Below are 24,009 nucleotides of genomic sequence, written 5' to 3' on the forward strand. Positions count from 1 at the left end.
GGGGGATTCAGGCGTCGGGATCCCGCTCCGGGCGGTCGGCCCCGGCGCGGGCGCGCGCCTCGGCCGGGCCGTCCGCCTCCAGGGCGGCCCGCGCGGCCTCCTCGCACTCGGCCAGGGTACGCGCGGCGAGGGCCTCCCGTACGGCGGGGACGCTCGGGCCGGACATGGACAGGCTGGTGACGCCCAGCCCGGCCAGCACCGGGGCCAGCAGCGGGTCCGCCGCCGCCTCGCCGCACACGCCGACCGGTTTGCCCGCCCGCCTGCCCGCCGCCCCGCACTCGGCGACCAGCCGCAGCAGCGCGGGCTGCCACGGGTCGAGCAGGTCGGCAAGCTCGCCGTGCTGCCGGTCGGCCGCGCAGGTGTACTGGCTCAGGTCGTTGGTGCCGACGCTGAGGAAGTCCAGCTCGGCGAGGAGGCGGGACGCCTGGAGCGCGGCGGCGGGCACCTCCACCATCGCGCCCACGTGGGCGATGCCCCGGGCCCTGGCCCGGCGGGCGAAGTCCGCCGCCTCGGCCACCGTCGTCACCATCGGCGCCATCACCCACGGGCGCACCCCGGTCGCCCGCGCCGCGGCGGCGACGGCGTCGAGCTGCGCGTCGAGCACGTCCGGCCGGGCCCGGGCCACCCGCAACCCGCGCACGCCGAGCGCCGGGTTGGTCTCCTCGGGCAGTCCGAGGAACGGCAGCGGCTTGTCCGTGCCCGCGTCCAGCGTGCGCACCACCACCCGGTCGCCGGGGAGCGCCCGGAAGACCGCCTCGTACGCGGCGACCTGCTCGTCCATGTCCGGGGCGGTGCGCCGGTCGAGGAAGAGGACCTCGGTGCGGAACAACCCGACGCCCTCCGCGGACACCTCCGCGTCCAGGTCGGCCGCCGAGCCGATGTTGAGCAGCAGCTTCACCGGATGCCCGTCGGCGGTGCGGCCGGGTCCCGTGCTCGCCCGGAGCCGGCTCCGCCGCGCGGCCTCCCGCCGCCGGACCTCGGCCGCCTCGGCGTCGCCGACGCCGGTGCGCACCTCGCCGAGCGCGCCGTCGACGGTGACCGGCGTCCCGTCGCGCAGCTCCCGCGCGCCCCGGCAGGCGACCACGGCGGGCACGCCCCGCGCGCGGGCGAGGATGGCCGTGTGGCTGGTGGGCCCGCCCCTCTCCGTGATCACCGCGAGCACGGTCGCCGGGTCGAGCGTGACGGTGTCGGCGGGCGAGAGGTCCTCGGCCACGAGGACGTACGGGTGCCCCGGGTCGGGGATCGCGGACATCGGCACGTCCAGCGCGGCGGCGACGGCGCGGTTCGCGATGTCAGCCAGGTCGGCCGCCCGTTCGGCGAAGTGGCCGCCCGCCGCCAGGAGCGCGTCGCGGTGGTGGTCGCAGGCGGCGGTGACGGCGTCCAGCGCGTGCATGCCGTCCCGGACGTTCTCCCGCACGGCCTCCTGGAGGAGGGGGTCGGCGGCGATGAGGGACTGCGCCTCGAGGATCGCCCTGGCCTCGGGCTCGGCGGCCTTCTCCGCGAGCGCCGCGAGGCCGAGGGAGGCGGCCAGCAGCGCGCGTACTGCGGTGTCGGCCTCCTCTGCGGGGCTCGCCGCGGTCCAGGGGCGGCCGCGCAGGTGGGACGGGTCCTCCATCCGGCACACCGGGCCCGCGGCCAGCCCGGGGCTGACCCCGAGCCCGCGCAGCGTCGCGCCGGCGGCGCTCTCACTCATGGACGTTCTCCTCCGCGTCGAGGTCGCGGGAGAGCAGGGCGGCGAGGGAGTCGAGCGCGGCGTCCGCGTCCGGGCCGTCGGCGTCGAGGGTGACCTCGGTGCCGTGGACGGCGCCGAGGGCCAGTACGGCGAGGATGCTGTGCGCCGGGACGGGCTTCCCGTCGCCGACCCGGATGCGGACGGGGGTTCCCTGCCGGGCCGCCGCCTCGACGAAGATCTTGGCCGGCCGGGCGTGCAGACCGGCGCGGGAGGCGATGACCACTGTCCTCTCCGGCATCGTCGTGGACCTTTCTCTGAGGGTGGGGGTGAGGGGTCAGGGTTCGACGGTGACCTTGACGGCGGCGCCGCGGATGACGGTGTCGATCCCGTCGAGGACGCCGGAGAGCGGCAGCCGGTGGGTGATCAGGTCGGCGACCGGGACGGAGCCGCTCGCGATCAGCTCCAGCGCCCGCGCGTTGTGGGCGGGGCTCGACCCGTTCGCGCCGACGATCGTCAGCTCCCGGTAGTGGACGAGGTTGGAGTCGCAGCGGATGATCGGATCGTCCTTGGGCAGGCCGCCGAAGAAGCTGATCCGCCCCTGCCGCGACGCGACCCGCAGCGCCAGCTCCTGGGCGGCCCCGGACGCCGCGGCGGTGACGACCACATCCACGCCCCGGCCGTCGGTCAGCTTGAGCACCTCGTCGGCGATGTCCCCGCCCAGGAGGGCCGCGTCCGGCCGCACGCGGTCGGCGGCGAGCGCGAGCCGGTCGGGGTTGAGGTCGGCGAGGAACACCCGGGCGGCGCCCCTGGCGCGGGCCAGCCGCACGTGCAGGCAGCCGATCGGGCCGGAGCCGATGACGAGCACGTCGTCGCCGTCGCCGACCCGGGCCAGCTCCTGGCCGTTGAGCACGCAGGCGAGCGGCTCGGCCACCGACGCCTCGGCGAAGCTCACGCCGTCGGGGACACGGTTGAGACCGCCGACCGCGAGGACCTTGGCCGGGACGACCATGTACTCGGCGAAGCCGCCGTCGTAGTGGTACCCCATCGACTCCTGGTTCGGGCAGACCGTCATCCGGCCGCGGCGGCACTCCCCGCAAGTTCCGCAGGGGATCGCGGCGATCACCTGGACGCGGTCGCCGGGCGCCCAGCCGGGCACGTCGGTCTCGACGACCTCGCCGGCGATCTCGTGGCCCATCACCCGGGGCGGTCTGATGTGGTGGTGGCCGTGCCTGAGGATCTTCGCGTCCGTGCCGCAGGTGGAGCAGGCGCGTACCCGGATCTTGACCTCGCCCGGCCCGGCGGCCGGCTCGGGCGCGTCCTCGATCCGGATGTCGCCGGGCGCGTGGAATCGGGCGACCTTCACGTGATCTCCTCTTCGGTGGGTTGTCCGTCGGGTCGCAGCAGGTGGACGACCTCCTCGACCCGGGTCGCCTGCCGCAGGGCGTGTACGCGGTCCGGGTCGAGCAGGATCTCGGCCAGCTCGGCGAGCAGCCGTACGTGCCCGTCGCCCCGCGCGGCGATGCCGACGCAGACGGTGACCCGCTCGCCGTCCCAGTCGACGCCGCCGGGGAAGCGCAGGACGCAGATCGCGTCGTGGTGGACCGCGTCCTTGGCGGCGAGGGTGCCGTGCGGGATGGCCACCCCCTCGCCCACGTAGGTGGAGATCGAGCGCTCCCGCTCGATCATGCTCTCGACGTACGGCTCCCCGGCCGCGCCGACGGCGACGAGGGCCCGGCCGCACTGGCGGATCGCGTCGTCGCGGTCCGCCGCCGAGGCGTCGAGCAGTACGGCGCGCGGGTCGAGAGGGAGCGGCGCCGGGTCAGCCATGCACGGTCCCGCCGTTCTTGATGGCGGTGACGAGCGTGGTGACCGCCGGGTCCCCGATGAAGATCGTGATGGGGACGAGGACGGTGCCCGGCGCGGTCTTTCTGGCCCGGTCGGCGAGCCCGGAGTGGCAGACCACCACGTCGGCGTCGGCGGGGATCGAGTTGACCGGGGTGTGCTCGACCTCGATCCCGAGGCCCTTGAGTTGCTTGCGGAGCTGGCTCGCCAGCATCACGCTGCTGCCCATCCCCGCGTCGCAGGCGACGACGATCTTGCGGATGTCGGTGCTCTGGATGTCGGCCATGTCGTCATGCCTCCTGGGGGGCGGGGGTGGTCTCGGGCTCGGAGGTGGGGGCCGGGGTCTCCTCGCCGGTCTTCCGGCCGAAACCGAGCAGCGCGGCGGCGACGGCGAAGGAGATCCCGGCCGCGACGACGATGCCCGCGAGCACGCCGAACCAGCCGCCCTTGGGCGTCACCGCGAGGTAGGCGAAGATGCTGCCGGGCGACGGGGTGGCCACCAGGCCGGCGCCGGTGACGATGAAGGTGAAGACTCCGGCCGCGCCGCCGGCGATGACCGCGAGGATCAGCCGCGGCTTCATCAGCACGTACGGGAAGTAGATCTCGTGGATGCCGCCGAAGAACTGGATGATCATCGCGGCGGGGGTGGACGGCCGCAGCGAGCGCGGCCCGAAGAACAGGTACGCGAGGAGCAGCCCGAGACCGGGACCCGGGTTGGACTCCAGCATGAACAGGATCGACTTGCCGTCCCTGACCGCCTCCGCCACGCCGAGCGGCCCGAGGACGCCGTGGTTGATGGCGTTGTTGAGGAACAGCACCTTGGCGGGCTCGATGAGGATCGAGGCGAGCGGCAGCAGGTTCGCGTTCACCAGCCACTCGACCGCGTCGCCCGCCGCCTCGGTGACCACCTGGACGATCGGCCCGATGCCCCACATGCCGAGCAGGGCCATCCCCGCGCCCGCGATGCCGGCGGTGAAGTTGTCCACCAGCATCTCGAAACCGGCGCGGGTGCGCTGCTGGACGACGCCGTCCACCAGCTTGATCACGAAGGCGGCCAGCGGGCCGATGATCATCGCGCCGAGGAACATGGGGATGTCGGCGCCGACGACGACGCCCATGGTGGCCACCGCGCCGACGACCGCGCCGCGCTGGCCGTGGACCATCCTGCCCCCGGTGTAGCCGATGAGCACCGGCAGCAGGACCTTGATGATCGGATCGACGAGCTTGGCGAAGTCCTCGTTGGGCAGCCATCCGACGGGGATGAACAGCGCGGTGATCAGGCCCCAGGCGATGAACGCGCCGATGTTCGGCATGATCATCGCGGCCAGGTGGCCTCCGACGCGTTGGATGGTGGCCTTCAACCCGGTTCCGTAGACCGCGGGGGTGTATTCGGTCATTGGGGGTGCTCCTTCCGATGGGGGGTGAAGGTGCCGCGTGCGGGCCGGCCTCAGTGCCCCGGCCGCAGCGGTCGTCTCGGGTCGGGCGGGCCGACGCGTACGAGATCGCGCCGGATGTCCGCGGGGCCGGGCATGCGGCTGCCCGGCATCGCGACGGCGGCCGTCCCCCAGGCCAGCGCCTCGACCAGCGCCCGCTCGCCCCGCGCCCCCGCCGCGAGGAAGCCGGCCAGCATGGCGTCGCCCGCGCCGACCGTGCTGCGGGGCTCGGCCACCGGGCACTCGCCGTGCCAGATCCGGCCGTCCTGCAGGAGGAGCGCCCCGTCCGCTCCGATGCTGGCCAGGACCGTGCCGGCGCCCATCGCGCGCAGCTTCTCCGCCGCGTCGATCGCGTCGCCGAGGCGGCCGATGGCGGTGCCGGTCGCCTCGGCGAGCTCCTCCCGGTTCGGCTTGACGAGGGCCGGGCCGGCCGCGGCGGCGGCGGGCAGCGCCGGTCCGCTCGTGTCGACGGCCACGTTGATGCCGGCGCCCGCGAACCTGCGGCACAACCCGGCGTAGACACCCGCGGGCAGGCCCGGGGGCAGGCTGCCGGACGTGACCACCCAGTCCGCGTCGTGCGCCGCGCCGAGGACCGCCTCGGCCACCGTCTCCAGCTCGGCCGCGGACAGCGGCGTGCCCGGCTCGTTCACCTTCGTGCTGGTGCCGTCGGGTTCGGCGAGCGTCACGTTGGACCGGGTCGTGCCCGCGATCGGGACCGTGACCATGTCGATGCCCTCGGCCGACAGCAGGTCCACGAGCCGGCGCCCCTCGTGCCCGCCGTACGGGACGACCGCGCGGGACCTGATCCGGTTGGCGAGCAGGGCGCGGGACACGTTGACGCCCTTGCCGCCGGGGTCGAGCCGCGCGGTCGCCGCCCGGATGACGGCCCCCCGCGCGAGCGCCGCGATCTCGATCGTGCGGTCCAGGCTGGGGTTGAGGGTCAGCGTAAGGATCACGCGCGCACCACCTCGGGCCCGGCGGCGGAGATCTCGGCGGCCAGCGCCGGATCGAGTCCGTCGTCGCTGATCACCATGTCGATGTCGGACAGCGTGGCGAACCGGGTGAGGTAGACCCCGGAGAACTTCGTGTGGTCGGCCAGCAGCACGCTGCGCTCCGCCGCGCCGATCATGGCCCGCTTGATCGCAGCCTCGGCCGGGTCGGGCGTGGTCAGGCCCCTGGCGACCGAGCAGCCGTTCGCGCCCATGAACGCCACGTCCACGTGCAGGTCGGCGAGCGGGCGCAGCGCCCAGTCGTCCACCGTGGCGAGCGTACGGCCGCGCACCCGGCCACCGAGCATGATCACACTGAGGTTGGCCCGGGTCGCGAGCATCGTCGCGAGCGGCGGCGAGTTGACGATGACGGTCAGCTCGCGGTCGGCGGGGAGCGCCCGCGCCAGGCGGCCGGTCGTCGAGCCCGCATCGACGATCACCGCGCCGTCGTCGGGAAGCTCGGCGAGCGCGGCCTTGGCGATGCGCTCCTTCTCCTCGGTCATCACCTCGTCCCTGGCGGCGAGCGCCGGCTCGAAGCCCAGGCGCTCGACCGGGATGGCGCCGCCGTGCACGCGTCGCAGCACGCCGGCCCGTTCCAGGACGGTCAGGTCGCGGCGGATGGTCTCGGTGGTGACGGCGAACTCCTCCGCCAGCGTCACCACGTCCACCCGGCCGATGGACCGCGCACGGCGCAGGATCTCCTGCTGCCGCTCCTCGGCGTACATGATGTTGATTCACCGCCGTTTCGATGTTGTTTCGTCTGTATTTATCCCTCCAAGATGTGGAAGTCAATGGGGTTGGGGGGAAATCGCCTCACACGAGTCCGCGTTGCGCCGACCGGGTGACACCCGGGAAAACCGGACGAACACCACATCGCCTCGCTAGACTTGCCGCCCATGATCACGCCCGGTGCGCCGCCCGTGCCGCCCGCCGAGCAGGCGCCCTCCGACCCGCCCGTGCCGCCCGCCGCCGCGCTCTCCGGCGGGGGCCGCGCGGTACGGCTCGTCGCGGCGGCCCTGTGCGCGGCGCTTCTCGTCGTCGGCACGTTCTGGGGAGACGACGACGCCTTCCCGTTCGGCCCGTTCCGGATGTACTCCACCAGCACCCCGCCCAACGGGAACATCCACGTGATGGTCCTCAAGGCGCGGATGCCCGACGGGAGCTGGCGCGAGGTCCCCCTCGAATCGGTCGTGGTCGGGGTGAACCGCGCCGAGGTCGAGGGCCGGATCCCGAGCTTCCAGGCGCAGCCGGAGCTGGTCGGCCGGCTGGTCGAGGCGCACGACAAGCTCCGGCCCGCCGAGCCCCGCTGGACCGGCGCCCGCCTGGTCATGCGATATCTCAAGCTGCGCGAGCGCAGGTTCGTCGGAACCGAGGAGAAGGTGGTGGCCGAGTGGCTGCGCTAGCCCACGTCACGACCCGCTGGTTCTTCGGCCCGGTGCCCCTGGCGCGGGTGGCGGTCTTCCGGATCGCCGCGTACCTGTTCATCCCGCTCGACCTGCTGCTGCTGCGGCCGCTCGGCTCGCACCACGCGTCGGCGACCGCGCTCTACCGGCCGCTGATCGTCGCCGACCTGCTGCACCTGCCGCGGCCGACCCCCGGCCTCATCGCGGCGGTCACCTGGACGCTGGTCCCGCTCGCGGTCGTCGCCGCCGCCCTCGCGCCGTCCGGCCGGTGGCAGCGGACGCTCGGCGCCGCGATCTTCCTGCTGTACTTCGAGCAGCTCGTCATCAGCTTCTCCTTCGGGAAGGTCGACCACGACCGCATCGCGTACGTGGTGGCCCTCGCCGTGCTGCCGACCGTGGCGGGGGCGCGGCTGCGGGAACGCGGCCACGCCGAGTCGGCCGCGTGGGCGCTGCGCTGCGTCCAGATCGCCGTCATCGCGACGTACTTCCTGTCGGCCTTCGCCAAGCTGCGGTTCGGCGGCGTCGAGTGGGTGAACAGCGCGACGCTGGTGCGCGCGGTGATGCGCCGCGGCACCGGGTTCGGCCGGCTGCTGCTCGACTATCCGTGGCTCCTGCACTGGTCCCAGTGGGGGATCATGCTGATGGAGCTGCTCTCGCCCGTGGTCCTGTTCCTGCGCGGCCGATGGCAGCGGCTCGCGGTCGGCGGGCTCGCCGGGTTCCACGTGGCCGTCTACGCCACCATCTCGATCATGTTCTGGCCGCACGTGTTGTGCCTGCTGCTCGCCTTCCTGCCCACGGAGCGGCTGGTGCGCTCAGCCGCCGCGCCGGTCGGCGGGCAGGACGCACATGGGGGTGCCGCCGGGGAGCCGGTGCCGGTTGGCGGCGATCAGCCGGTAGAGGCCGTGGGCGGCCCAGCGGAAGGGCGGGACGCGCAGGAGCAGCCCCAGCGGTGACCAGGGCAGGCCCGCCGCGAGCAGGATCTTGGCGACCGCCTGCGCCCCGCCGAAGACGCGGCCCCGCGTGTCCACCCAGAGCAGCTCGTACTCGGCGCGCTCAGGGGTGGTGCCCAGCGCGGCGAGGTCGGTGAACTGCCAGGCCGCGACGTCGGCGGGGACGTCCATCCGCCGCTCGATGAAACCGGCGGCCGTGGTGCAGAAACCGCAGTCCCCGTCATAGATGATTAACGATCTCTCCACGGTTCCCCATCATGCCGCAGCGGGAGCGAGGGGCGCGCGGCCGGGCCCGTCCCCGCCTGGTCCACAGTGGAGGGAAGGGCACACGCGCCGAGTGGACCCGGAGGTTCTCGATGACGACGACCCCGATCGCCGACTACGCGATGCTCTCCGACCGGCACTCCGCGGCGCTGGTGTCCAAGGACGGCGCCGTCGACTGGTTGTGCCTGCCGCGCTTCGACAGTCCCTCGGTGTTCGCCGCGATGCTCGACGACGACGCCGGGTCGTGGTCGATCCGCCCGGTCGGGCAGTACCGGGTCTCGCGGCACTACATGGACGCCACGCTGGTGCTCCAGACGACCTTCGAGACCGCGAGCGGCGCGCTGGTCCTCACCGACGCGCTGGCTACTGGGGGAGACCCGGACCCGCACCGGCTCGGCGCCGCCGCCCCGCACACGCTGCTGCGCTCGGTCACCTGCGTACGCGGCTCGGCCGAGGTGGAGATCCGCTTCCGGCCGAGGCCCGAGTACGGCCTGGTCACGCCGCTGCTCTCCCGGGTGGACGGCGGGATCAGGGCGCGCGGCGGCTCCGGCCGGATCGTCCTGTCGTCCCCGGTGGATCTGGAGATCGCCCGGGAGGAGGCCGCGGCCACGGTCACGCTGGGGGGCGGCGAGGTGCTGCGCTTCGCCCTGTGCTGGGCGGCGCTGGACCAGCCCGAGCCCGGGTTCCGCTCCCCTGAGAAGATCGCGGCCGACCTGGAGGCGACCCTGACCTCGTGGCGGGCCTGGTCGAGGGCGCACCAGGCGTACGAGGGGCCGTACCTCGGCCTGGTGCGGCACTCCGGGCGGGTCCTGCAGGGCCTGAGCTACCAGCCGACGGGCGCGATCGTCGCGGCGGCCACGGCCGCGCTGCCGGAGGCGGCGGGCGGGAAGCGCAACTGGGACTACCGGTACGCCTGGATCCGGGACGCGAGCTTCACCATGGACGCGCTGTGGGTGGCGGCCTGCCCCGACGAGGCCGAGGAGTTCTTCTCGTTCATGACGACGGCCGCGGCGACGTACGAGCCGGAGCGGGCGCTGCAGATCATGTTCGGCGTGGGCGGCGAGCGCGATCTCACCGAGCGGGAGCTGCCGCACCTGCGCGGCTGGCGGGACAGTTGGCCGGTCCGCACGGGGAACGGCGCCTGGCGCCAGCCGCAGATCGACGTCTACGGCGCCCTGCTCGGCGCGGCCTCCCGGCTCGCCGACCAGCTCCCGTGGGCCGACCCGGACGAACGGGCCTTCCTGGCCGCGCTGGCCGACGCCGCCGCCCGCCAGTGGAGCCGCCCCGACCACGGGATCTGGGAGATCCGCGGCGACCCCCGCCACTACGTGTACTCGAAGGTGATGTGCTGGGTGGCGCTGGACCGGGCGATCGCGCTCGCCGACCGGCTGGACGCGGCCGACCGCGTGCCGCGCTGGCGCCGGGCCAGGGACGAGATCCGCCGGGCGGTGCTCCGCGACGGGTGGAACGAGGAGGCGGGCGCCTTCACCCAGGCGTTCGGCTCGCCGGACCTGGACGCGTCCGTGCTGATGATGCCGATCGTCGGGTTCCTGCCCGCCGACGACCCGCGGATGCTGGCGACCGTCGACGCGGTCGTCGAGCGGCTCACCGGGGAGAACGGCCTCGTGTACCGGTACCGCGCCGACGACGGCCTGGAGGGCGGGGAGGGCGCGTTCGTGCTCTGCACGTTCTGGCTGGCGCAGACGCTCGCGCTGGCGGGCCGCGTGGAGCGGGCGTGCGAGGTGTTCGAGAACGCCGTCTCCTACGTCAACGACGTCGGCCTGCTCGCGGAGGAGATCGATCCGGCCACCGGCGAGCACCTGGGCAACTTCCCCCAGGCGTTCAGCCACATCGGCCTGGTCAACGCGGCCTGGGCGATCGACGGCGGCCTGGCCGACGGCCAGATCCTGTGCTGACGCCCGGCCGGTCGGGGGCGGCGTCAGGCGAGGCACCGCAGGGCGGCCGCGATCTCGGGATCGAGCGGGTGGCCGTCCGGCAGCCTGCCGACCGTGGCCTCGACGAACTCCGCGTACGGCACGCGCGCGGAGCGGTCACCGACCCGGACGTCCACGTGGTCGCCGGAGCGCTCGGCCCGCGCCCCGGACCCCTGCTCGCCGAGCACGAACAGCCCGACCCGGACCCGCCACAGCGTGCGCGCCCCGGCCTCCTTCTCGGAGACCGGGGCGCCGACGTCGTCGCCGTGTGTGGCGTACTCGGAGTCGTAGTGGAAGGTCTGCAGGCCCACCGGGTACGGCCCGGCGGAGGTGGTGAGCGTCGCGTCGCGGCCGAGCGCCCGCATCCGCTCGCGCGTCTCGGCGTTCTTGTCGCGCCACTCGGCGAGCACATCGCCGACCGGCAGGTCGCGGCGCCGCCGTACGCACCATTCGTTGAAGCCGTTGTAGCCCCCGCCGACGCCTTCCCGTTCCAGCGCGGCGAAGAGCCGGTCGAGGTCCCCGTCCAGGCAGGCATGGTTGTACAGCTCCTCCCCGGCGAGGTGGCCGAGGACGTCGCGTACGGACCAGCCCGCGCACCGGGACGGCCTGTGCCATCCCTCGTCGTCGAGCGAGGAGAAGAAGCGGTCCAGCCGGGCGGCCTCGGTGTCGAAGATGTCGAACGGGTCGAGATCCCGGAGCGGGTCGGTGGTGGTCATGGGACACGACCTACCCGCCGGCCCGCCGGGTCTCACTGCCGTCGCCCCGGCGCCGAGGCGCCCTCCCGTGCCCGCGTACCCGGCGGAAGGTCGGTTGACGACCGGTGGTTTTCCGGGTGGGGCCGTACGGGCGGGCGCCTTCGGCGGTCGGATCGGTCAGCGGTGGGCGTGGGTCTCGGTGCCGAACCGCGGCGTGTGCCGCTTCGCGGCGGTCATGCCGGTCGACATGTTGGCGAGGCCCAGCAGCAGGATGATCGCGCCGACGACCACGTTGCTGATGATGACTCCGGGACGGTTGTTCGGGCCGCTGACCACCCACGGAGAGATGATCGTCCACACCCCGACGACGGGGGCGACCCAGGCCAGACCGTAGGTCCGGCCGTACGCGGAGCTGTAGCCCAGCGCCAGGAGCGCGACCAGGATCCCCGTGATCAGGTTGTTGACCGTGATGTCGGTGAGGGTCCTGAAGCCGACGATCCATGGCGACACCGCCAGGTATATGCCGGCGAGCAGCGTGAGCCCGTCCGTCAGCTGGGCCGTCGGATTCGCGGCGGCTGCCTCGTATCGGGCGCGCATCTGCATGATGTCAGGATGCTGCCCGATGTCCGTACTGTGCGACATGTTGCGCACCCCCTCCGGGGATGAGACGAACACCTTCCATTCTAAGTCCGCTACTTCCCCCGAATTCCGATTTATGCATTTAAGTCCGGATGGATTCCAGCGGATTTCCAGCGAGGTCGATGGTGTTTCTGAGGTGTTTGTGACCGCAGGGTCCTCCGGGGTGACGCCGGGGCGCGGGAAGGGCGCGGCGTGTCCCCTGTGTTTCAGCTAGTTTCAGGCGGCGGGCGCCCGGCCCGGGACGCCCGTCTCGGCCGGGCGGGACGGGTGATCCGCTGCCCGAACTGGGGGAATGTCCCTTGGTCCCGGGATGGTGTGAATTTTCGTGTGATTTCCGGGGTAATAGCCGCATCGCGCAGTGTGGCCGACAATTCACGTGCGCGTGGCGCTGCCGTATGGTGGTTGTGGGAGCGCTCCCACAGCTGCTAAGGAGGCGGACGTGGTCCTTCCCTTCGTGATGGAGCCGCTGGAAGCGGCGTCGCCGCGCACGGCGGAGTGCCTGCTACCCGCGACGGGCCCCGGCGTCGCCGCCGCCCGCGCGCTCGTCCGGCGCGAGCTTCCCCTGTGGGGAGCCCGGTCGCTGGTCGACGACTGCGAGCTCATCGTCGGCGAGCTCGCCGCCAACGTCGTACGGCACGGCGGCTCCGCGTTCACCCTGCGCCTGGCCGGCGACGGCCGCCTGGTCCGCGGCGAGGTCTTCGACCCGGGCGAGGGCGTCCCCCGGCCGCGGGCCTGCGGCCCCGACGCGACCGGCGGGCGTGGGTTGCTCATCGTCGGCGGCCTCGCCCTCGACTGGGGCGTCAGGCCGGGCCGCTACGGGAAGACGGTGTGGTTCGTCGTCGGCGACGCCGACCCCGCCCCGGGTCACCCGGTCCTGCGGGACCGTTTCCCGCTGGCCGACCGGACCCGCCCCCGCGCGCTCGGGCTCCCCTGAGCCGGGTCTCCCACGTTTGGGCTCCGCCCGGGGGATAGGAGTGATCTGTGGGTCCCGATCCGCGGGAACCCGAGAGGCAGGAGCCCGAGAGGCAGGAGCCCGAGAGGCAGGAGCCCGAGAAAGGAGAGCCGCACGCATGCCAGGTCGCGAGGAACTCCCGTCCACGCTGGAGCGCTCGGCCAAGGACGCGCAGGAGACGTGGATCAAGGCCCACGACTCCGCCGTCGAGACGTATGGCGAGGGCCAGCGGGCCCACCGGACCGCGTACGCCGCGCTGAAGCACTCGTTCGAGAAGGTGGGCGACCACTGGGAGAAGAAGGCCAAGCGCGGCCCGTCCGACGCGCAGGCGCGCAAGGGCACGCCCAAGCCGGGGAAGACCGCCGAGGGAGTGGACGCCAACGCGTCCAAGCGGCACCTTTACGAGACCGCCGCCCGTCTGGACGTCAAGGGCAGATCCTCGATGTCGAAGGGCGAGCTGGTCGACGCGATCGAGAAGGCCAACCGCCGGGCCACCGCGCGGGCCCGGGAACGCTGACCCGCGCCGGCCCCGGCGCGCGGGAGCCCGGGCGGCGCGCTCCGCCCGGGCTCCCTCATGGGCGTGAAGGTCACCCCCGCGACTCCGGGCCGACGCCGAGCCGCCGCTGGCGGCGCAGTGCGAGGGCGATGTCGGCGACGACGATGATCGCGACGAAGCCGGCCGCGCCGAACACCCACCAGACACGGGTCAGCGCACCGGTGAGCGCGACGCCGAAGCACAGCACCAGGAGAAACGCGCCGATCAGGATGTGGATGACGTCGCGCGGCGTCGCGGGCACGCGGGTGATCCCCTTCTCGGACTCCTGTTCCGGGGTGAAGCGGGGTTCCTTGGGATAGCTGCTGCGGGGTTCCTCGGACATGCGGCCCACCTACCCTCGGATCCGGTTGACTATCGCGGTCGTGGAGCGGTCCTGGACGTAGCCGAGCACCCGCACCTCGCCGCCCAGCTCCCTGACCAGCTCCGCCTCCGGCAGCAGGTCGGGGTGGTAGTCGCCGCCCTTCACGTAGACGTCCGGGCGGACCAGGCGCAGCAGCTCCTCGGGCGTGTCGCCGTCGAAGACCGTGATGTGGTCGACGCAGCCGAGCGCGGCCAGCACCGCCACCCGGTCCTCGCACGAGTTGATCGGCCGGTCGGGCCCCTTCAGACGGGCCACGCTGTCGTCGCCGTTGACGGCCACGACCAGCACGTCGCCGAGCCCCGCCGCCTCCTCCAGGCAGGCCACGTGCCCCCGGTGCAGCACGTCGAAGCAGCCGTTGGTGAAGACGACCCGCCGGCCGAGCGCCCGCTCCTCGGCGACCAGCTCGGCCAGCCGCGCGGCGGACACCGCGCCGCGCCGCCGCAGGGCGCGGAGCAGGTCGTCCCGGCAGCAGACCGCCGTGCCGGGGCGGCGCACCACGACCCCGGCCGCGGCCTGCGCGAGGTCGGCGGCGATCTCCTCGCCCGCCCCCGCGGCGAGGGCGAGGGCGAACGCCGCCGTGAACGTGTCCCCGGCGCCGGTGCTCATCTGGTCGGGCGCCGGCGTCGCCCGGGTCCGGTACGGCTCCCGCCCCCTCCGGTGCAGCAGCGCGCCCTCGCCGTCGAGGGTCGTGACGACGCGCCGGGCGCCGGTCTCGTCGAGCAGCCGCTGGGAGCGGGCGGTGAGAAACGCGACACGGTCCCCCTCCTGCTCCGGCTCCCCGAGCAGCCGCAGCACCTCGCGGAAGTTGGGCAGCACGGCGGCGGGGCGGCACTCGCGCCAGGGGCCGACCTCGTGGGCGTCGACCACGAGGTCGAGCCGCAGGTCGAGCAGCGCCCGCCGTACGGCCGGGGTGCAGACCCCGGCGCCGTAGTCGCAGACGACGACCACGTCCGCGCCGGGCCCCAGCTCGCGAATCCGCTCGATGAGCTCGCGTTCCGCGCTTTCGGGGATCGGGGACCTGTCCTCCTCGTCGTAGCGGGCGACGATCTGGCTTCCGGTCACGACGCGGCGCTTGACGGCCGTCCGCCGGTTCCGGCAGATCGCCAGGCCGTCCACGCCGTGGCTCATGAGGGACGCGTTGAGTGTGGCGCCCGCCGGGTCCGCGCCGGTGACGCCCAGCATGTGGACGTGGGCGCCGAGGGCGGCGAGGTTCACCGCGGCGTTCGCCGCGCCGCCGGGCTGGTCGTCGATCGCCTCCAGGGTCACGACGGGAACCGGTGCCTCCTGGGCCATCCGGGTGCTGCTTCCCCGGAGCCAGGAGTCGAGCATGACGTCCCCGACCACCACGGCGGTCAGATCACCGAATCGGGCCACGATGTCTTCCGTCATGAGAAGCGGCTACCCCGCGAAGTGGAGTGAAAACAGCGTGAAACCGGGATAAAACAGGGGAAAGCGGGATGGTTTGTCCCTTTGTGGTCCGGGTAGCCGCCTCCCCGTGTCCCAGCCCGGAATGTCCCCATGACCAGCCTCCTCGTCGACGGCGTCGACCGGATCGCGGTGCTCCGGGCCAACGCCCTCGGCGACTTCCTCCTCACGCTGCCCGCCCTGGAGGCGCTGAAGCGGGCCTATCCGGCGGCGCGGCTGACCCTGCTCGGCCGCGACTGGCACGCCCGGTTCCTGCGCGGCCGTCCCGGACCCGTTGACGACGTCGTCGCGCTGCCGCCGATCTCCGGCGTCTCCGCCCCGCCCGGCGAGGGAGCCGCCCCCGGCCACGTCTACGACGAGCTGCGCGGACGCTTCGACCTCGCCGTCCAGATGCACGGCGGAGGCCGCAACTCCAACCCGTTCCTGCGGCGGCTGGGCGCCCGGCTGACCGTGGGACTCCGCACGCCGGACGCCGAGCCGCTCGACCGCTGGGTGCCGTACGTCCACTACCAGCACGAGACGCTCCGCTATCTGGAGGTGGCCCGGCTGGTCGGCGCGGACGGCTGCTCCCTGGAGCCCCGGGTGGCGGTCACCCGGGCCGACTGGGCCGAGCTGAGCAGGGTGGTCGGCCCGCTGCCGCGCGGCGTGGTCGCCGTCCACCCGGGCGCGAACGACGCGCGCCGCCGGTGGCCTCCCGAGCGCTTCGCCGCCGTCGCCGACCGGCTCGGCCGTCCCGTCGTCGTCACCGGCACCGGGCCGGAACGCGGCATCGTCGAACGGGTCGTGCGCGAGATGCGCCGCCCCGCCGTCCCCGTCGTCGGCGAGTTGTCGCTCGGCGGGCTCGCCGCGCTGTACGCCGCCTGCGACCTGCTGATCGCCAACGACACCGGACCGCGCCACCTGGCCGCCGCCACCGGCACGCCCACCGTCGCCGTCTTCCTGTGCGGGAACCTGGTCAACGCCGGGCCGCTCTCCCGCAGCCACCACCGGCCGCTGATCTCGTGGACCACCGCCTGCCCCGTCTGCGGCGCCGACGGGACCGACCCGTACGGCGAGCCCTGCGGGCACCGCGTTTCATGGGTGGGCGACGTGACCGTGGACGACGTGCTCGACCAGGCCCGCGACCTCCTGGGATGGCGCTGAGGTGGCGGGGGAGACCGACCTCGCGAAGCTGCTGGAGCTCGAACTGCGGACCAGCCATCCCGACGAGCCCGGGATCCGGAGGCGGCGGCGCGGGCGGGGCTTCCGGTACACCTGGGCCTCCGGCCGTCCGGTGAAGGACGCGGCCGCGCTGCGGCGGATCAGGTCGCTCGCCATCCCGCCCGCGTGGATCGACGTGTGGATCTGCGCCGACCCCCGCGGGCACATCCAGGCGGTCGGCACCGACTCGGCCGGGCGGCGGCAGTACCGCTACCACGAGGCGTGGCGGGCCCAGCAGGACCGGGCCAAGTTCGACCACGTCCTGGAGGTCGCCGAGCGGCTCGCCGCCTTCCGCCGCCGCGTGGCCGAGGACCTGCGCGGCGAGGGGCTGACCCGCGAGCGGGTCCTCGCCGCGGCGGCCCGGATGCTCGACACGGGCTTCTTCCGGGTCGGCGGCGAGGAGTACACCGACTCCTACGGCCTGGCCACGCTGCGCACCTCCCACGTCCGATGCGCCGGAGGCCGGGTCCTCTGCGCGTACACCGCCAAGGGCGGCAAGCGGCGCGAGCAGGTGCTGGCCGACGCCGAGGTGTGCGAGGTGATCCAGTCCCTGCTCGGCCACAAAGGCGAGCTGCTGCGCTACCGCTCCGACGGGGACTGGGTGGACGTGCGCAGCGACGACATCAACGCGTACCTCAAGGAGGCGTTCGGCACCGACGTCTCCGCCAAGGACTTCCGCACCTGGCACGCCACCGTGCTGGCCGCGGTCGGCCTGTCGGTGTCCCGCCGGGTGCGCGGCACCATGGGCAGGCGCCGGGCGGTCTCCCGCGTCATGGCCGAGGTCGCCGAATATCTCGGCAACACCCCCGCCGTGGCCCGCGCGTCGTACGTGGACCCCCGGCTCATCGAGTTGTACGAGCGGGGGCGGTTCATCCCGCTCGAACGGCTCGGCGCGGACATCGAGGAGGGCGGGCTGGCCACCCACGGCGCGGCGGAGAAGGCCGTCATCACGCTGCTGCGCGGTGTCTGATTGCCTCGCTTCGCTCGGCGGGCTCGGGGCGCCCTCAGGCGATGTCTTCCCTCGTCGCTCGGACTGCGTTTGATTGCCTCGCTCCGCTCGGCGGTTCGGGGCGCCCGAAGTCGGCTCGTGCCCTCGTCACGTCCTCGCTCCTTCGTCGCTGCGGGCGTTCCTCGGTTACTTCACCGCCGCGCCCCTCACGTTCCTCGGCTCACTCGCTCGTGTTGTCGGGTTTGCCTTCGTCACGCTCCTCGCTCCTTCGTCGCTGCGGGCGTCCCTCGGTCCAGACACCGCCGCGCCCCTCGCGTGACGGCCGGCCGCCGTGATGATCGACGAGGGCTCGGGGGGTGATGGCCGCAAACCCTGAGTTTCGCGGCGGATTGGGCGGGCAGGCGCTGGAGAGTCCGATCGGAGGGGGAATCCATGGACGCGCCGCACTATGTCGCGGCCCGCGTGCAACGGGCGCTGGCGGAGGACGAGCGGACCGTCGAGCTGGGCATCCGGGTCGACGTGCGGGGAAATCAGATCTTTCTCCGGGGCCGGGTCAGCGCTCCGGAGCGCCGGCTCCTGATCGAGGACGTCGCCCGTGAGGCCGCGCCGGGCCTTTCCGTGCACAACGAGATCACCCTGGTGGAGGTCCGCGAACCGGGAGAGGAGGAGCATCTGTGACGGAGACGCGAATCGCGGCCGTGGCGGACATCCACATGGGAGAGGATCTGCGGGGGCACTTCCGCCCCAAACTGCACGGCATCGAGAACCGGGCCGAGGTCCTGCTGGTGGGCGGCGACCTGACCCGGCACGGGACCGTGGCCGAGGGCAGGGTCGTCGCCGACGAGCTGCGCGACCTGCCGATCCCGGTGATCGCGGTGCTCGGCAACCACGACTACCACTCCGACGCGGAGCAGGCGATCACCGCGATCCTGCGCGACGCCGGGGTGACCGTGCTCGACGACGAGGCGACCATCCTCTCCCTGGACGGCACGACCCTGGGGGTGGTGGGCGGCAAGGGCTTCGGGGGAGGGTTCGCCGGGAAGTGCGCGAGCGAGTTCGGCGAGCCGGAGACCAAGGCGTTCGTCCGGCACACCCGGCAGATCGCCGACCGCTGGCGGCGGGCGCTGAAGGAGCTGGACACCGACCACCGGATCGTCCTGAGCCACTATTCGCCGGTCAAGGACACCCTGATGGGGGAGCCCACCGAGATCTATCCGTTCCTGGGCAGCTACCTGCTCGCCGAGGCGGCCGACGAGGAGGGCGCCGACCTGATCGTCCACGGCCACGCGCACCTCGGGACGGAGAAGGGGCTCACGCCGGGCGGGATCCAGGTGCGGAACGTCGCCGTCCCCGTGATCGGCAGCGCGTACACGGTCTACTGCCTCAACGGCGCGTGACCCCCGCGGTTCCCCGGTTCCGCGCGATCCCCGCCGCGTTTCCGTACACGGCTTTCGTACGCGTCCCCGGGCACGGGACGGCGGCCGGACTCCCGCCGGCCGCCGTTGTCCCATGCTCGCCCCGGCTATGGATGGAAGATGCTGACGCCGCCGGGACCGACGAGGAACCCGATGACGATGAGGACGATTCCCCAGAGGATGTCCCGGCGCGCGAGGATCACATAGATCCCGGAGATGACCAGCACTACGGCGATGATCCAGAGCAAAGTAGCCATGGACCTCCCCTGCCCTGGCGATTGTCTGGATAACTCCCGGTCTTCGGTGAATTTGCGTCGCCATTTGGAAGGGGTGGCGTTTGGTCCGCCCTGTTCGGGCAGGTGGCGGCTATGACCAAGTTCGGATATTTCCTCTCATGCGAGGAACACGACCCGAAGGAACTCGTACGGCAGGCGAAACTCGCCGAGCAGTCCGGATTCGAGGGGCTGTGGATCTCCGACCACTATCACCCCTGGCTGGACGAGCAGGGGCAGAGCGCGTTCGTCTGGTCGGTCATCGGCGCGCTGTCGCAGGTGACGTCGCTGCCGGTGACGACCGCCGTGACGTGCCCGATCATCCGCATCCATCCGGCGATCATCGCGCAGGCCGCGGCCACCGCCCAGGTGATGCTCGACGGCCGGTTCCGGCTGGGCGTCGGCACCGGCGAGAACCTCAACGAGCACATCCTCGGCGACCAGTGGCCACCGGCGTCGGAGCGGCGGCGGATGCTGGAGGAGGCGATCGAGGTCATCCGCGAGCTGTGGACGGGCAAGCTGGTCAGCTTCCGCGGCGAGTTCTACGACGTGGACACCGCCCGCCTGTACACGCTGCCGGACACGCCGCCGCCGATCTACATCTCGGGCTTCGGGCCGAAGTCCGTCGAGCTGGCCGGGCGGATCGGCGACGGGTACATCTCCACCGCGCCCACTCCCGACCTGATCCGGGCGTTCCACGCCGCCGGGGGCGAGGGCAAGCCCAGCGCGGCCGGGGTGAAGGTGTGCTGGTCCGCGGACGCGGCACGGGCCCGCCACAACGCCCACCGGTTGTGGCCGACGAACGGGATCCCCGGAGAGGCGTCCCAGTTGCTGCCGCTGCCCCGGCACTTCGAGCAGCTCTCCCAGCTCGTCACCGAGGAGGCGGTGGCCGGCAAGCTCGCCTGCGGACCCTCGGCCGAGGACCACATCGCGGTCATCCGCGAGTACGTCGAGGCCGGGTACGACGAGATCTACATCCAGCAGATCGGCCCCGAGCAGGACGGCTTCTTCTCCTTCTACGCCGAAGAGGTCCTGCCCCGCTGCCGGACCGCCCACGCGGTCCGGTGACGGATGACGCGGGTGCTCAGCCGGAGCCGTCCTCGCCGGTGTCCTTCATCATCCGGCTGTAGGCGAGCTGGAGCCAGTCGGAGGCCGCGACGGCCGTCATCGTCGCCCCCGCCAGCCGGGTCGCGCGCGGGGCGAAGACCATGCCCGCCGCGTACGCCGTGGCGACCCACTGGGAGAGGCAGAACGGGCAGCTCACCAGCTCGCCGAGGGCGTGGCGCATCCCGGAGCCGCGCACCTCCTCGTGCAGCTCGGACGGGCCGGCGACTCCGACATACTTTGTAAAGGGCGCGCGCAGGGGGCTCACCACGGGGTCCTTGGCGAGTGTGCGGGACAGGCGATGGGTGAACATCCCCATCAATCCCAGGTCGAGCAGGCCGATCTTCTCGGGCGCCCGGCGACCGGTCAGCCGGGCGACGGCGGCCACCGCGCCCACGACGCACCCGTACACGAGCATGATCCGGCCGTACGACGCCAGTGGGCGGCGGGCCGAGCCTTCGTATGCCTGTGCGATTTCCTTGAGAGTTTCGGTCATCGAAACCGCCTACCCGGGATTGTTTGCGGCGAACTCGCAGGGGCAGACGAGGTGAGTGGGCAGTCACACTCACGCGGTCACCGACGCCATCCTCGACACCCTCAAGCGCGCGGGCGCGGGCCTGCGCGACGCGGGGGTGCGCTTCGCGCTGGCCGGCGGCTGCGCCGGATACGCCAGGGGGGCCGCGCCCTCCCTGCACGACGTCGACTTCGCGCTCGTCGAGGAAGACGTCGGCCTCGCGCTCAAGACCCTGGAGGACCTGGGGTTCCGCACCGTCAGGCCCCCGGAGGACTGGCTGGTCAAGGCGTACGACGAGAGCGGCGTGCTGGTGGATCTGATCTTCTCGCTGGCCAACCGGCCGGTGACCGAGGAGATGATCGCCCGCGCCGACCTGATCAACGTCGCGGCGCTCAACCTGAAGGTCCTGGAGGCGACCGACCTCGTGATCTCGTGGATCATGCCGATGTCGGAGCACAGTTGCGACTACGGGGCGATGTTGCCGATGGTCCGGGCGATGCGCGAGCAGGTCGACTGGGACCGGGTGGCCGCGGTCGCCGCGCCGTCGCCGTACGCGTCGACGTTCGTGACGCTGCTCGAACGGCTGGACGTCATCCGCCCGGTCACGCCCTCGGCGGGCGAGCCCTGGCCCTGAACTCCCTTTGGCTTTTCGTCGATGTGGCCTTTGCTTGAGAGTCTTTACCCATGGTTCACATCGACACAGGAGGCTCCCCGAGAGCCGGCCGGGCGTCCGCCGCGGTCGCGCTCTGCCTCGCGCTCGTCGCGGGGTGCGGCACCTTATCCGGCCGGCCCGGCGCGGACGGCGATCCGCCCGAGGCCACGGGGCCGCATCGCGTGACCGCCGCCCCAGAGACCCCGGCGGACGCCGGTGACGGCACGGCGGACAGTCCGGAAACCGCCGCGCAGCGACGGGTGGCGCTGCGCCAGGCGTGGCAGGTGACGCAGGTGGACGAGGACCCGCGACACTACGCCCTCGCCTCCGACGGCACCCGCGTCATCGCCCTCCGGCGGGAGATCGGCGAGGCCTCGGACGCGGACATCAGCGGGTACGACGGCGCCGACGGGAAGAAGCTGTGGACCCGGCGCCTCCAGTGGGTGGGGAGCAACACGCCGGTGGCGGCTGGCCAGACCGTCGTCATCCCGTCCGGGGGAGACTCGACCGCCGACGTCAAGGACCCGATGGAGTACGTCGCCCTCGACTCGGCCACCGGGGCCGAGCGGTGGCGGGTCAAGGTCACGCAGCGGGCGCTGATGCGCGACAACCTCAGCCTGCCCGGCCCGCCGGCCGGCGCCGTGCTCGACGGCGTCTTCTACTACAGCGACGGCCCCAAGCTCGTCGGAGTCGACCTGGTCACCGGCAAGGTCAAGTACCGGCGTACCAGCAAGACGCACCTGGCCGTCGCCGGGCCGGTCGTGGCGGGCGACCGGATCGCCGTCATCGTCAAACCCAACCCGTTCACGCACAACAAAGGCGTCCAGGGCAACGTGCGCGGCCTCGCGATCCTCGGCAAGGACCTCGCCCCCGTCCACCAGCTCGACTTCCCCAAGTTCGCCGAGGTCGACGAGATCGTGACGAGCGGGGACATCGTCGTCGCGGCGCAGAGCGGCGGGAGCTCGGCGCGGGTGTGGGGCATCGACGCCGGCGCCGGCAAGGCGCTCTGGGACTGGCCGCTCCCCGACAAGCAGCACGTCGGCCTGCCGGTCGGCGGGGTGTTGCCGCTGGTCGACGAGAGCGTCAACCACAAGCCCCAGTTCGTCGGACACGACATCCTCACCGGGAAGAAGCTCTGGACCCTCGCGCCCAGGCAGTCCGAGGAGGCCGTCGACGGCGACCGGGCGATGGGCGTCGCCGACGGCACGCTGTTCGGCCTCGGCCACGGCGTCGAGATCGTGGACACCGCGACCGGTAAGGCGATCTTCGGGCAGCAGTTCACGCCGCGCGGCGGGGGCCTGGTCGTCGCGGCCGCCGGCCGGATCGTGATCTACAACCACGACGGTCTCATGGGGTTCGACTGACCCGTCCGCGCACGACGAGGGCCGTGCCTTCGCGGCACGGCCCTCGTCTCCGTCCTCACCTGGGGATCAGGGCGCGTAGGGGAAGCGCCCGTAGTAGTCGCCGAGCCGGTCGCGGTACGTCGACTCCTTGTACGCCGTCTCGTCGAACTCGGGGGCGTTCTTGATCTCCTGCTTCGTCCTGCTGACGAAGACCCGCTTCTCCTGGGGGTCGATCAAAGTGATCACGCCCGCCGGCAGCATGACCTTCTTACCGAAGATCCACGGGCCGGTGTCGACTACCACGTAGCTGTCGCCGACCTCGTAGGTGGCGTCGTCCACGGATCCGATCTTTCCGTCCGTGGCCTCGACGTCGTAACCCGCGACGTCGAGGTCCTGCCCGGTGCTGTCCAGGCTGTCCCGGTACGTCCAGAGATCCGGTGTCATGTGTTCGTCTCCTTTCGTCGCACGTCCGACTACCCGATGAGACGGCCTGAAACGTCCCCGCCTCGCGTCCGCCGGGCCTTCCGGGGTCCGTTACCTCCGGCCGGGGTGGACGAAGTACCTCAAACCTTCGCTACTCTTATGGAGTCGGGCGCCGCTAGCTCAGTTGGTTAGAGCAGCTGACTCTTAATCAGCGGGTCCGGGGTTCGAGTCCCTGGCGGCGCACCAGCGAGAGACCTCAGGTCAGTACCATTGACCTGGGGTTTTTCCATTCGGCGACCGTCTCAGCGGTGCCCCGCAACCGCCGTTGATCACGTTGGTTGCTCGTTGGTTGCTCGTCTGTCGTGATCTTGACTTCGTCCTGATCAATAAATCATTCGCGGGTTCCCTGTTGCGTATCGCCCGAGGACGTTTGTCCGGGCAGGTGCAGGGCCGGGGATCGAGCTACCATCGGCGGCCGTGTCCGGTCGCGGGCGTGGTGGCCCGCGACAGAACCCATGGCCTGGCCGACGGTCCGAGTGACGGGACTGATCCACATTCGAATAGGCTGAATGATCAGCGTTTTGGTGGCGTGGGGGCTTTCTCGGCCCAGTCGTTCAGGCCCGTGGTGAGGGCCTCTTCGAGCTTCTCTTGTCCGACGGCCTGCGCAAGATCGGCGAGGCAGTAACAGCTGCTCAGATTCGTCGCGATGGTGCAGATACAGATGCCCATGATGCGGAGCGCGTGGGCAGACGACTCCACGATCTCCTCGCCCGGGATCCGGATCTTCTTGGCGTACTCTCGAAGGATTTCGAAGAGGACACGCCCGGCCCGATCTGTGGGCGACGGACTGACGAGAATGTCGGCTACGAATTCGTGTGCGTGATCCTTCGCTTCGAGGAGACGGCGCGCTGCTTGTGCCAACGGGAGACAGTCTGAGTTCTGGCTGTACTCCACCTCGTCCCAGAGGTCCGCGCCGAGCAGGTCGACCCCCTGCTTGACCACAGCCGCCGCCCAGCCGTCCG

28 protein-coding genes and 1 tRNA gene are annotated in these 24,009 nt (G+C 72.4%); 12 read left to right on the forward strand and 17 right to left on the reverse strand.

All coding sequences use genetic code 11. The annotated features are described in order from the left end of the window. Nucleotides 1–7 precede the first annotated feature (7 nt). From ptsP to AWQ70_RS09185, 8 genes are read right to left on the reverse strand one after another with little or no spacing between them, the layout of a single operon-like run. Nucleotides 8–1,693, reverse strand: coding sequence for a phosphoenolpyruvate--protein phosphotransferase (gene ptsP / locus AWQ70_RS09150; RefSeq protein ID WP_067172874.1), 1,686 nt, complete (start codon nucleotides 1,691–1,693; stop codon nucleotides 8–10). Then, entirely contained in the window at nucleotides 1,686–1,970 is a 285-nt protein-coding gene (locus AWQ70_RS09155) for an HPr family phosphocarrier protein (RefSeq protein WP_067172877.1), read from the reverse strand. The genes ptsP and AWQ70_RS09155 overlap by 8 nt, the downstream gene beginning before the upstream one ends. Before the next feature lie 36 nt (nucleotides 1,971–2,006). Continuing rightward, entirely contained in the window at nucleotides 2,007–3,035 is a 1,029-nt protein-coding gene (locus AWQ70_RS09160) for a zinc-dependent dehydrogenase (protein WP_067172879.1), read from the reverse strand. Further along, nucleotides 3,032–3,499, reverse strand: a complete 468-nt coding sequence (locus tag AWQ70_RS09165) for a PTS mannitol transporter subunit IIA (RefSeq protein WP_067172884.1) — start codon at nucleotides 3,497–3,499, stop codon at nucleotides 3,032–3,034. Before AWQ70_RS09165 ends, AWQ70_RS09160 begins: the two co-directional genes overlap by 4 nt. After that, nucleotides 3,492–3,800 (reverse strand): PTS sugar transporter subunit IIBC family protein, encoded by a 309-nt coding sequence (locus AWQ70_RS09170; RefSeq protein WP_067172886.1) that lies wholly within the window; start codon nucleotides 3,798–3,800, stop codon nucleotides 3,492–3,494. Before AWQ70_RS09170 ends, AWQ70_RS09165 begins: the two co-directional genes overlap by 8 nt. A gap of 4 nt (nucleotides 3,801–3,804) precedes the next feature. Next, entirely contained in the window at nucleotides 3,805–4,911 is a 1,107-nt protein-coding gene (mtlA, locus tag AWQ70_RS09175) for a mannitol-specific PTS transporter subunit IIC (protein ID WP_067172890.1), read from the reverse strand. Between the two features lie 50 nt (nucleotides 4,912–4,961). Then, a complete protein-coding gene (pfkB, locus tag AWQ70_RS09180) occupies nucleotides 4,962–5,903 on the reverse strand; it encodes a 1-phosphofructokinase (RefSeq protein ID WP_067172893.1) in 942 nt (313 codons plus the stop codon). Continuing rightward, nucleotides 5,900–6,661 carry a DeoR/GlpR family DNA-binding transcription regulator gene (locus AWQ70_RS09185; protein ID WP_067172896.1) on the reverse strand — a complete coding sequence of 254 codons (762 nt, stop codon included), beginning with the start codon at nucleotides 6,659–6,661 and terminating at the stop codon, nucleotides 5,900–5,902. The genes pfkB and AWQ70_RS09185 overlap by 4 nt, the downstream gene beginning before the upstream one ends. Before the next feature lie 171 nt (nucleotides 6,662–6,832). Here AWQ70_RS09185 and AWQ70_RS09190 point away from each other — a divergent pair, with 171 nt between their 5' ends. Continuing rightward, nucleotides 6,833–7,339 carry a hypothetical protein gene (locus AWQ70_RS09190; RefSeq protein ID WP_084516707.1) on the forward strand — a complete coding sequence of 169 codons (507 nt, stop codon included), beginning with the start codon at nucleotides 6,833–6,835 and terminating at the stop codon, nucleotides 7,337–7,339. Nucleotides 7,340–8,151: 812 nt separating this feature from the next. On the opposite strand, the gene AWQ70_RS09195 is transcribed toward AWQ70_RS09190, so the two are convergent. Next, complete coding sequence (locus AWQ70_RS09195) at nucleotides 8,152–8,535, reverse strand: thiol-disulfide oxidoreductase DCC family protein (protein ID WP_067172898.1); 384 nt, start codon at nucleotides 8,533–8,535, stop codon at nucleotides 8,152–8,154. 110 nt (nucleotides 8,536–8,645) lie between these two features. On the opposite strand from AWQ70_RS09195, the gene AWQ70_RS09200 reads away from it, so the two are divergent. Beyond that, a complete protein-coding gene (locus AWQ70_RS09200) occupies nucleotides 8,646–10,469 on the forward strand; it encodes a glycoside hydrolase family 15 protein (RefSeq protein ID WP_067172900.1) in 1,824 nt (607 codons plus the stop codon). 23 nt (nucleotides 10,470–10,492) lie between these two features. Here the strand turns inward: AWQ70_RS09200 and AWQ70_RS09205 are convergent, their stop codons facing one another. Then, complete coding sequence (locus AWQ70_RS09205; protein ID WP_067172902.1) at nucleotides 10,493–11,203, reverse strand: maleylpyruvate isomerase N-terminal domain-containing protein; 711 nt, start codon at nucleotides 11,201–11,203, stop codon at nucleotides 10,493–10,495. Between the two features lie 156 nt (nucleotides 11,204–11,359). Continuing rightward, nucleotides 11,360–11,824: an SPW repeat protein gene (locus tag AWQ70_RS09210; RefSeq protein ID WP_067172905.1), complete on the reverse strand. Its 465-nt coding sequence runs from the start codon at nucleotides 11,822–11,824 to the stop codon at nucleotides 11,360–11,362. Nucleotides 11,825–12,260: 436 nt separating this feature from the next. Here AWQ70_RS09210 and AWQ70_RS09215 point away from each other — a divergent pair, with 436 nt between their 5' ends. Next, nucleotides 12,261–12,755 carry an ATP-binding protein gene (locus AWQ70_RS09215; RefSeq protein WP_067172909.1) on the forward strand — a complete coding sequence of 165 codons (495 nt, stop codon included), beginning with the start codon at nucleotides 12,261–12,263 and terminating at the stop codon, nucleotides 12,753–12,755. A gap of 136 nt (nucleotides 12,756–12,891) precedes the next feature. Further along, nucleotides 12,892–13,290: a ChaB family protein gene (locus tag AWQ70_RS09220; protein ID WP_067172912.1), complete on the forward strand. Its 399-nt coding sequence runs from the start codon at nucleotides 12,892–12,894 to the stop codon at nucleotides 13,288–13,290. Between the two features lie 70 nt (nucleotides 13,291–13,360). On the opposite strand, the gene AWQ70_RS09225 is transcribed toward AWQ70_RS09220, so the two are convergent. Then, nucleotides 13,361–13,651 carry a hypothetical protein gene (locus tag AWQ70_RS09225; RefSeq protein ID WP_157529968.1) on the reverse strand — a complete coding sequence of 97 codons (291 nt, stop codon included), beginning with the start codon at nucleotides 13,649–13,651 and terminating at the stop codon, nucleotides 13,361–13,363. 9 nt (nucleotides 13,652–13,660) lie between these two features. Then, entirely contained in the window at nucleotides 13,661–15,079 is a 1,419-nt protein-coding gene (gene rfaE2, locus AWQ70_RS09230; RefSeq protein ID WP_067172918.1) for a D-glycero-beta-D-manno-heptose 1-phosphate adenylyltransferase, read from the reverse strand. Between the two features lie 129 nt (nucleotides 15,080–15,208). Between rfaE2 and AWQ70_RS09235 the strand changes: the two genes are divergently transcribed. The 4 genes from AWQ70_RS09235 to AWQ70_RS09250 all read left to right on the forward strand — a co-directional run bounded on the left by AWQ70_RS09235 (nucleotide 15,209) and on the right by AWQ70_RS09250 (nucleotide 18,661). Beyond that, entirely contained in the window at nucleotides 15,209–16,258 is a 1,050-nt protein-coding gene (locus AWQ70_RS09235; RefSeq protein ID WP_067172921.1) for a glycosyltransferase family 9 protein, read from the forward strand. A 1-nt stretch (nucleotide 16,259) separates the two neighbouring features. Further along, nucleotides 16,260–17,285 (forward strand): DNA topoisomerase IB, encoded by a 1,026-nt coding sequence (locus AWQ70_RS09240; protein ID WP_245646864.1) that lies wholly within the window; start codon nucleotides 16,260–16,262, stop codon nucleotides 17,283–17,285. Between the two features lie 411 nt (nucleotides 17,286–17,696). Further along, entirely contained in the window at nucleotides 17,697–17,942 is a 246-nt protein-coding gene (locus tag AWQ70_RS09245; protein ID WP_067172924.1) for a BON domain-containing protein, read from the forward strand. Further along, nucleotides 17,939–18,661 carry a metallophosphoesterase family protein gene (locus AWQ70_RS09250; protein WP_084516709.1) on the forward strand — a complete coding sequence of 241 codons (723 nt, stop codon included), beginning with the start codon at nucleotides 17,939–17,941 and terminating at the stop codon, nucleotides 18,659–18,661. Before AWQ70_RS09245 ends, AWQ70_RS09250 begins: the two co-directional genes overlap by 4 nt. A gap of 125 nt (nucleotides 18,662–18,786) precedes the next feature. Here AWQ70_RS09250 and AWQ70_RS39790 read toward each other — a convergent pair whose 3' ends face one another. Beyond that, a complete protein-coding gene (locus tag AWQ70_RS39790) occupies nucleotides 18,787–18,936 on the reverse strand; it encodes a GPGG-motif small membrane protein (protein WP_169808638.1) in 150 nt (49 codons plus the stop codon). Between the two features lie 111 nt (nucleotides 18,937–19,047). Between AWQ70_RS39790 and AWQ70_RS09255 the strand changes: the two genes are divergently transcribed. Continuing rightward, complete coding sequence (locus tag AWQ70_RS09255; protein WP_067172927.1) at nucleotides 19,048–20,019, forward strand: LLM class F420-dependent oxidoreductase; 972 nt, start codon at nucleotides 19,048–19,050, stop codon at nucleotides 20,017–20,019. A gap of 16 nt (nucleotides 20,020–20,035) precedes the next feature. On the opposite strand, the gene AWQ70_RS09260 is transcribed toward AWQ70_RS09255, so the two are convergent. Beyond that, on the reverse strand, nucleotides 20,036–20,551 hold the full coding sequence (locus AWQ70_RS09260) for a DUF1360 domain-containing protein (RefSeq protein WP_067172930.1): 516 nt from the start codon (nucleotides 20,549–20,551) through the stop codon (nucleotides 20,036–20,038). Between the two features lie 55 nt (nucleotides 20,552–20,606). Here AWQ70_RS09260 and AWQ70_RS09265 point away from each other — a divergent pair, with 55 nt between their 5' ends. Continuing rightward, nucleotides 20,607–21,203 carry a nucleotidyltransferase family protein gene (locus AWQ70_RS09265; RefSeq protein ID WP_067172933.1) on the forward strand — a complete coding sequence of 199 codons (597 nt, stop codon included), beginning with the start codon at nucleotides 20,607–20,609 and terminating at the stop codon, nucleotides 21,201–21,203. A 50-nt stretch (nucleotides 21,204–21,253) separates the two neighbouring features. Continuing rightward, entirely contained in the window at nucleotides 21,254–22,585 is a 1,332-nt protein-coding gene (locus AWQ70_RS09270; protein WP_067172936.1) for an outer membrane protein assembly factor BamB family protein, read from the forward strand. A gap of 66 nt (nucleotides 22,586–22,651) precedes the next feature. Here the strand turns inward: AWQ70_RS09270 and AWQ70_RS09275 are convergent, their stop codons facing one another. Beyond that, a complete protein-coding gene (locus AWQ70_RS09275; RefSeq protein ID WP_067172939.1) occupies nucleotides 22,652–23,008 on the reverse strand; it encodes a hypothetical protein in 357 nt (118 codons plus the stop codon). Nucleotides 23,009–23,156: 148 nt separating this feature from the next. Between AWQ70_RS09275 and AWQ70_RS09280 the strand changes: the two genes are divergently transcribed. Continuing rightward, nucleotides 23,157–23,233: transfer RNA gene (locus tag AWQ70_RS09280), tRNA-Lys, on the forward strand. Nucleotides 23,234–23,560: 327 nt separating this feature from the next. Here the strand turns inward: AWQ70_RS09280 and AWQ70_RS09285 are convergent. Beyond that, nucleotides 23,561–23,989, reverse strand: a complete 429-nt coding sequence (locus AWQ70_RS09285) for a hypothetical protein (protein WP_067172941.1) — start codon at nucleotides 23,987–23,989, stop codon at nucleotides 23,561–23,563. Nucleotides 23,990–24,009 lie beyond the last annotated feature (20 nt).

Origin of the sequence: Microtetraspora niveoalba (assembly GCF_001570405.1) — a bacterium.
Lineage (GTDB): Bacteria > Actinomycetota > Actinomycetes > Streptosporangiales > Streptosporangiaceae > Microtetraspora > Microtetraspora niveoalba.

Coding starts and splice junctions, on each gene's coding strand:
- ptsP (WP_067172874.1), bottom strand. CDS start 1,693: ATGAGTGAGAGCGCCGCCGGCGCGACGCTGCGCGGGCTCGGGGTCAGC.
- AWQ70_RS09155 (WP_067172877.1), bottom strand. CDS start 1,970: ATGCCGGAGAGGACAGTGGTCATCGCCTCCCGCGCCGGTCTGCACGCC.
- AWQ70_RS09165 (WP_067172884.1), bottom strand. CDS start 3,499: ATGGCTGACCCGGCGCCGCTCCCTCTCGACCCGCGCGCCGTACTGCTC.
- AWQ70_RS09170 (WP_067172886.1), bottom strand. CDS start 3,800: ATGGCCGACATCCAGAGCACCGACATCCGCAAGATCGTCGTCGCCTGC.
- mtlA (WP_067172890.1), bottom strand. CDS start 4,911: ATGACCGAATACACCCCCGCGGTCTACGGAACCGGGTTGAAGGCCACC.
- AWQ70_RS09185 (WP_067172896.1), bottom strand. CDS start 6,661: ATGTACGCCGAGGAGCGGCAGCAGGAGATCCTGCGCCGTGCGCGGTCC.
- AWQ70_RS09190 (WP_084516707.1), top strand. CDS start 6,833: ATGATCACGCCCGGTGCGCCGCCCGTGCCGCCCGCCGAGCAGGCGCCC.
- AWQ70_RS09200 (WP_067172900.1), top strand. CDS start 8,646: ATGACGACGACCCCGATCGCCGACTACGCGATGCTCTCCGACCGGCAC.
- AWQ70_RS09205 (WP_067172902.1), bottom strand. CDS start 11,203: ATGACCACCACCGACCCGCTCCGGGATCTCGACCCGTTCGACATCTTC.
- AWQ70_RS09210 (WP_067172905.1), bottom strand. CDS start 11,824: ATGTCGCACAGTACGGACATCGGGCAGCATCCTGACATCATGCAGATG.
- AWQ70_RS09220 (WP_067172912.1), top strand. CDS start 12,892: ATGCCAGGTCGCGAGGAACTCCCGTCCACGCTGGAGCGCTCGGCCAAG.
- AWQ70_RS09225 (WP_157529968.1), bottom strand. CDS start 13,651: ATGTCCGAGGAACCCCGCAGCAGCTATCCCAAGGAACCCCGCTTCACC.
- rfaE2 (WP_067172918.1), bottom strand. CDS start 15,079: ATGACGGAAGACATCGTGGCCCGATTCGGTGATCTGACCGCCGTGGTG.
- AWQ70_RS09235 (WP_067172921.1), top strand. CDS start 15,209: ATGACCAGCCTCCTCGTCGACGGCGTCGACCGGATCGCGGTGCTCCGG.
- AWQ70_RS09245 (WP_067172924.1), top strand. CDS start 17,697: ATGGACGCGCCGCACTATGTCGCGGCCCGCGTGCAACGGGCGCTGGCG.
- AWQ70_RS39790 (WP_169808638.1), bottom strand. CDS start 18,936: ATGGCTACTTTGCTCTGGATCATCGCCGTAGTGCTGGTCATCTCCGGG.
- AWQ70_RS09255 (WP_067172927.1), top strand. CDS start 19,048: ATGACCAAGTTCGGATATTTCCTCTCATGCGAGGAACACGACCCGAAG.
- AWQ70_RS09260 (WP_067172930.1), bottom strand. CDS start 20,551: ATGACCGAAACTCTCAAGGAAATCGCACAGGCATACGAAGGCTCGGCC.
- AWQ70_RS09270 (WP_067172936.1), top strand. CDS start 21,254: ATGGTTCACATCGACACAGGAGGCTCCCCGAGAGCCGGCCGGGCGTCC.
- AWQ70_RS09275 (WP_067172939.1), bottom strand. CDS start 23,008: ATGACACCGGATCTCTGGACGTACCGGGACAGCCTGGACAGCACCGGG.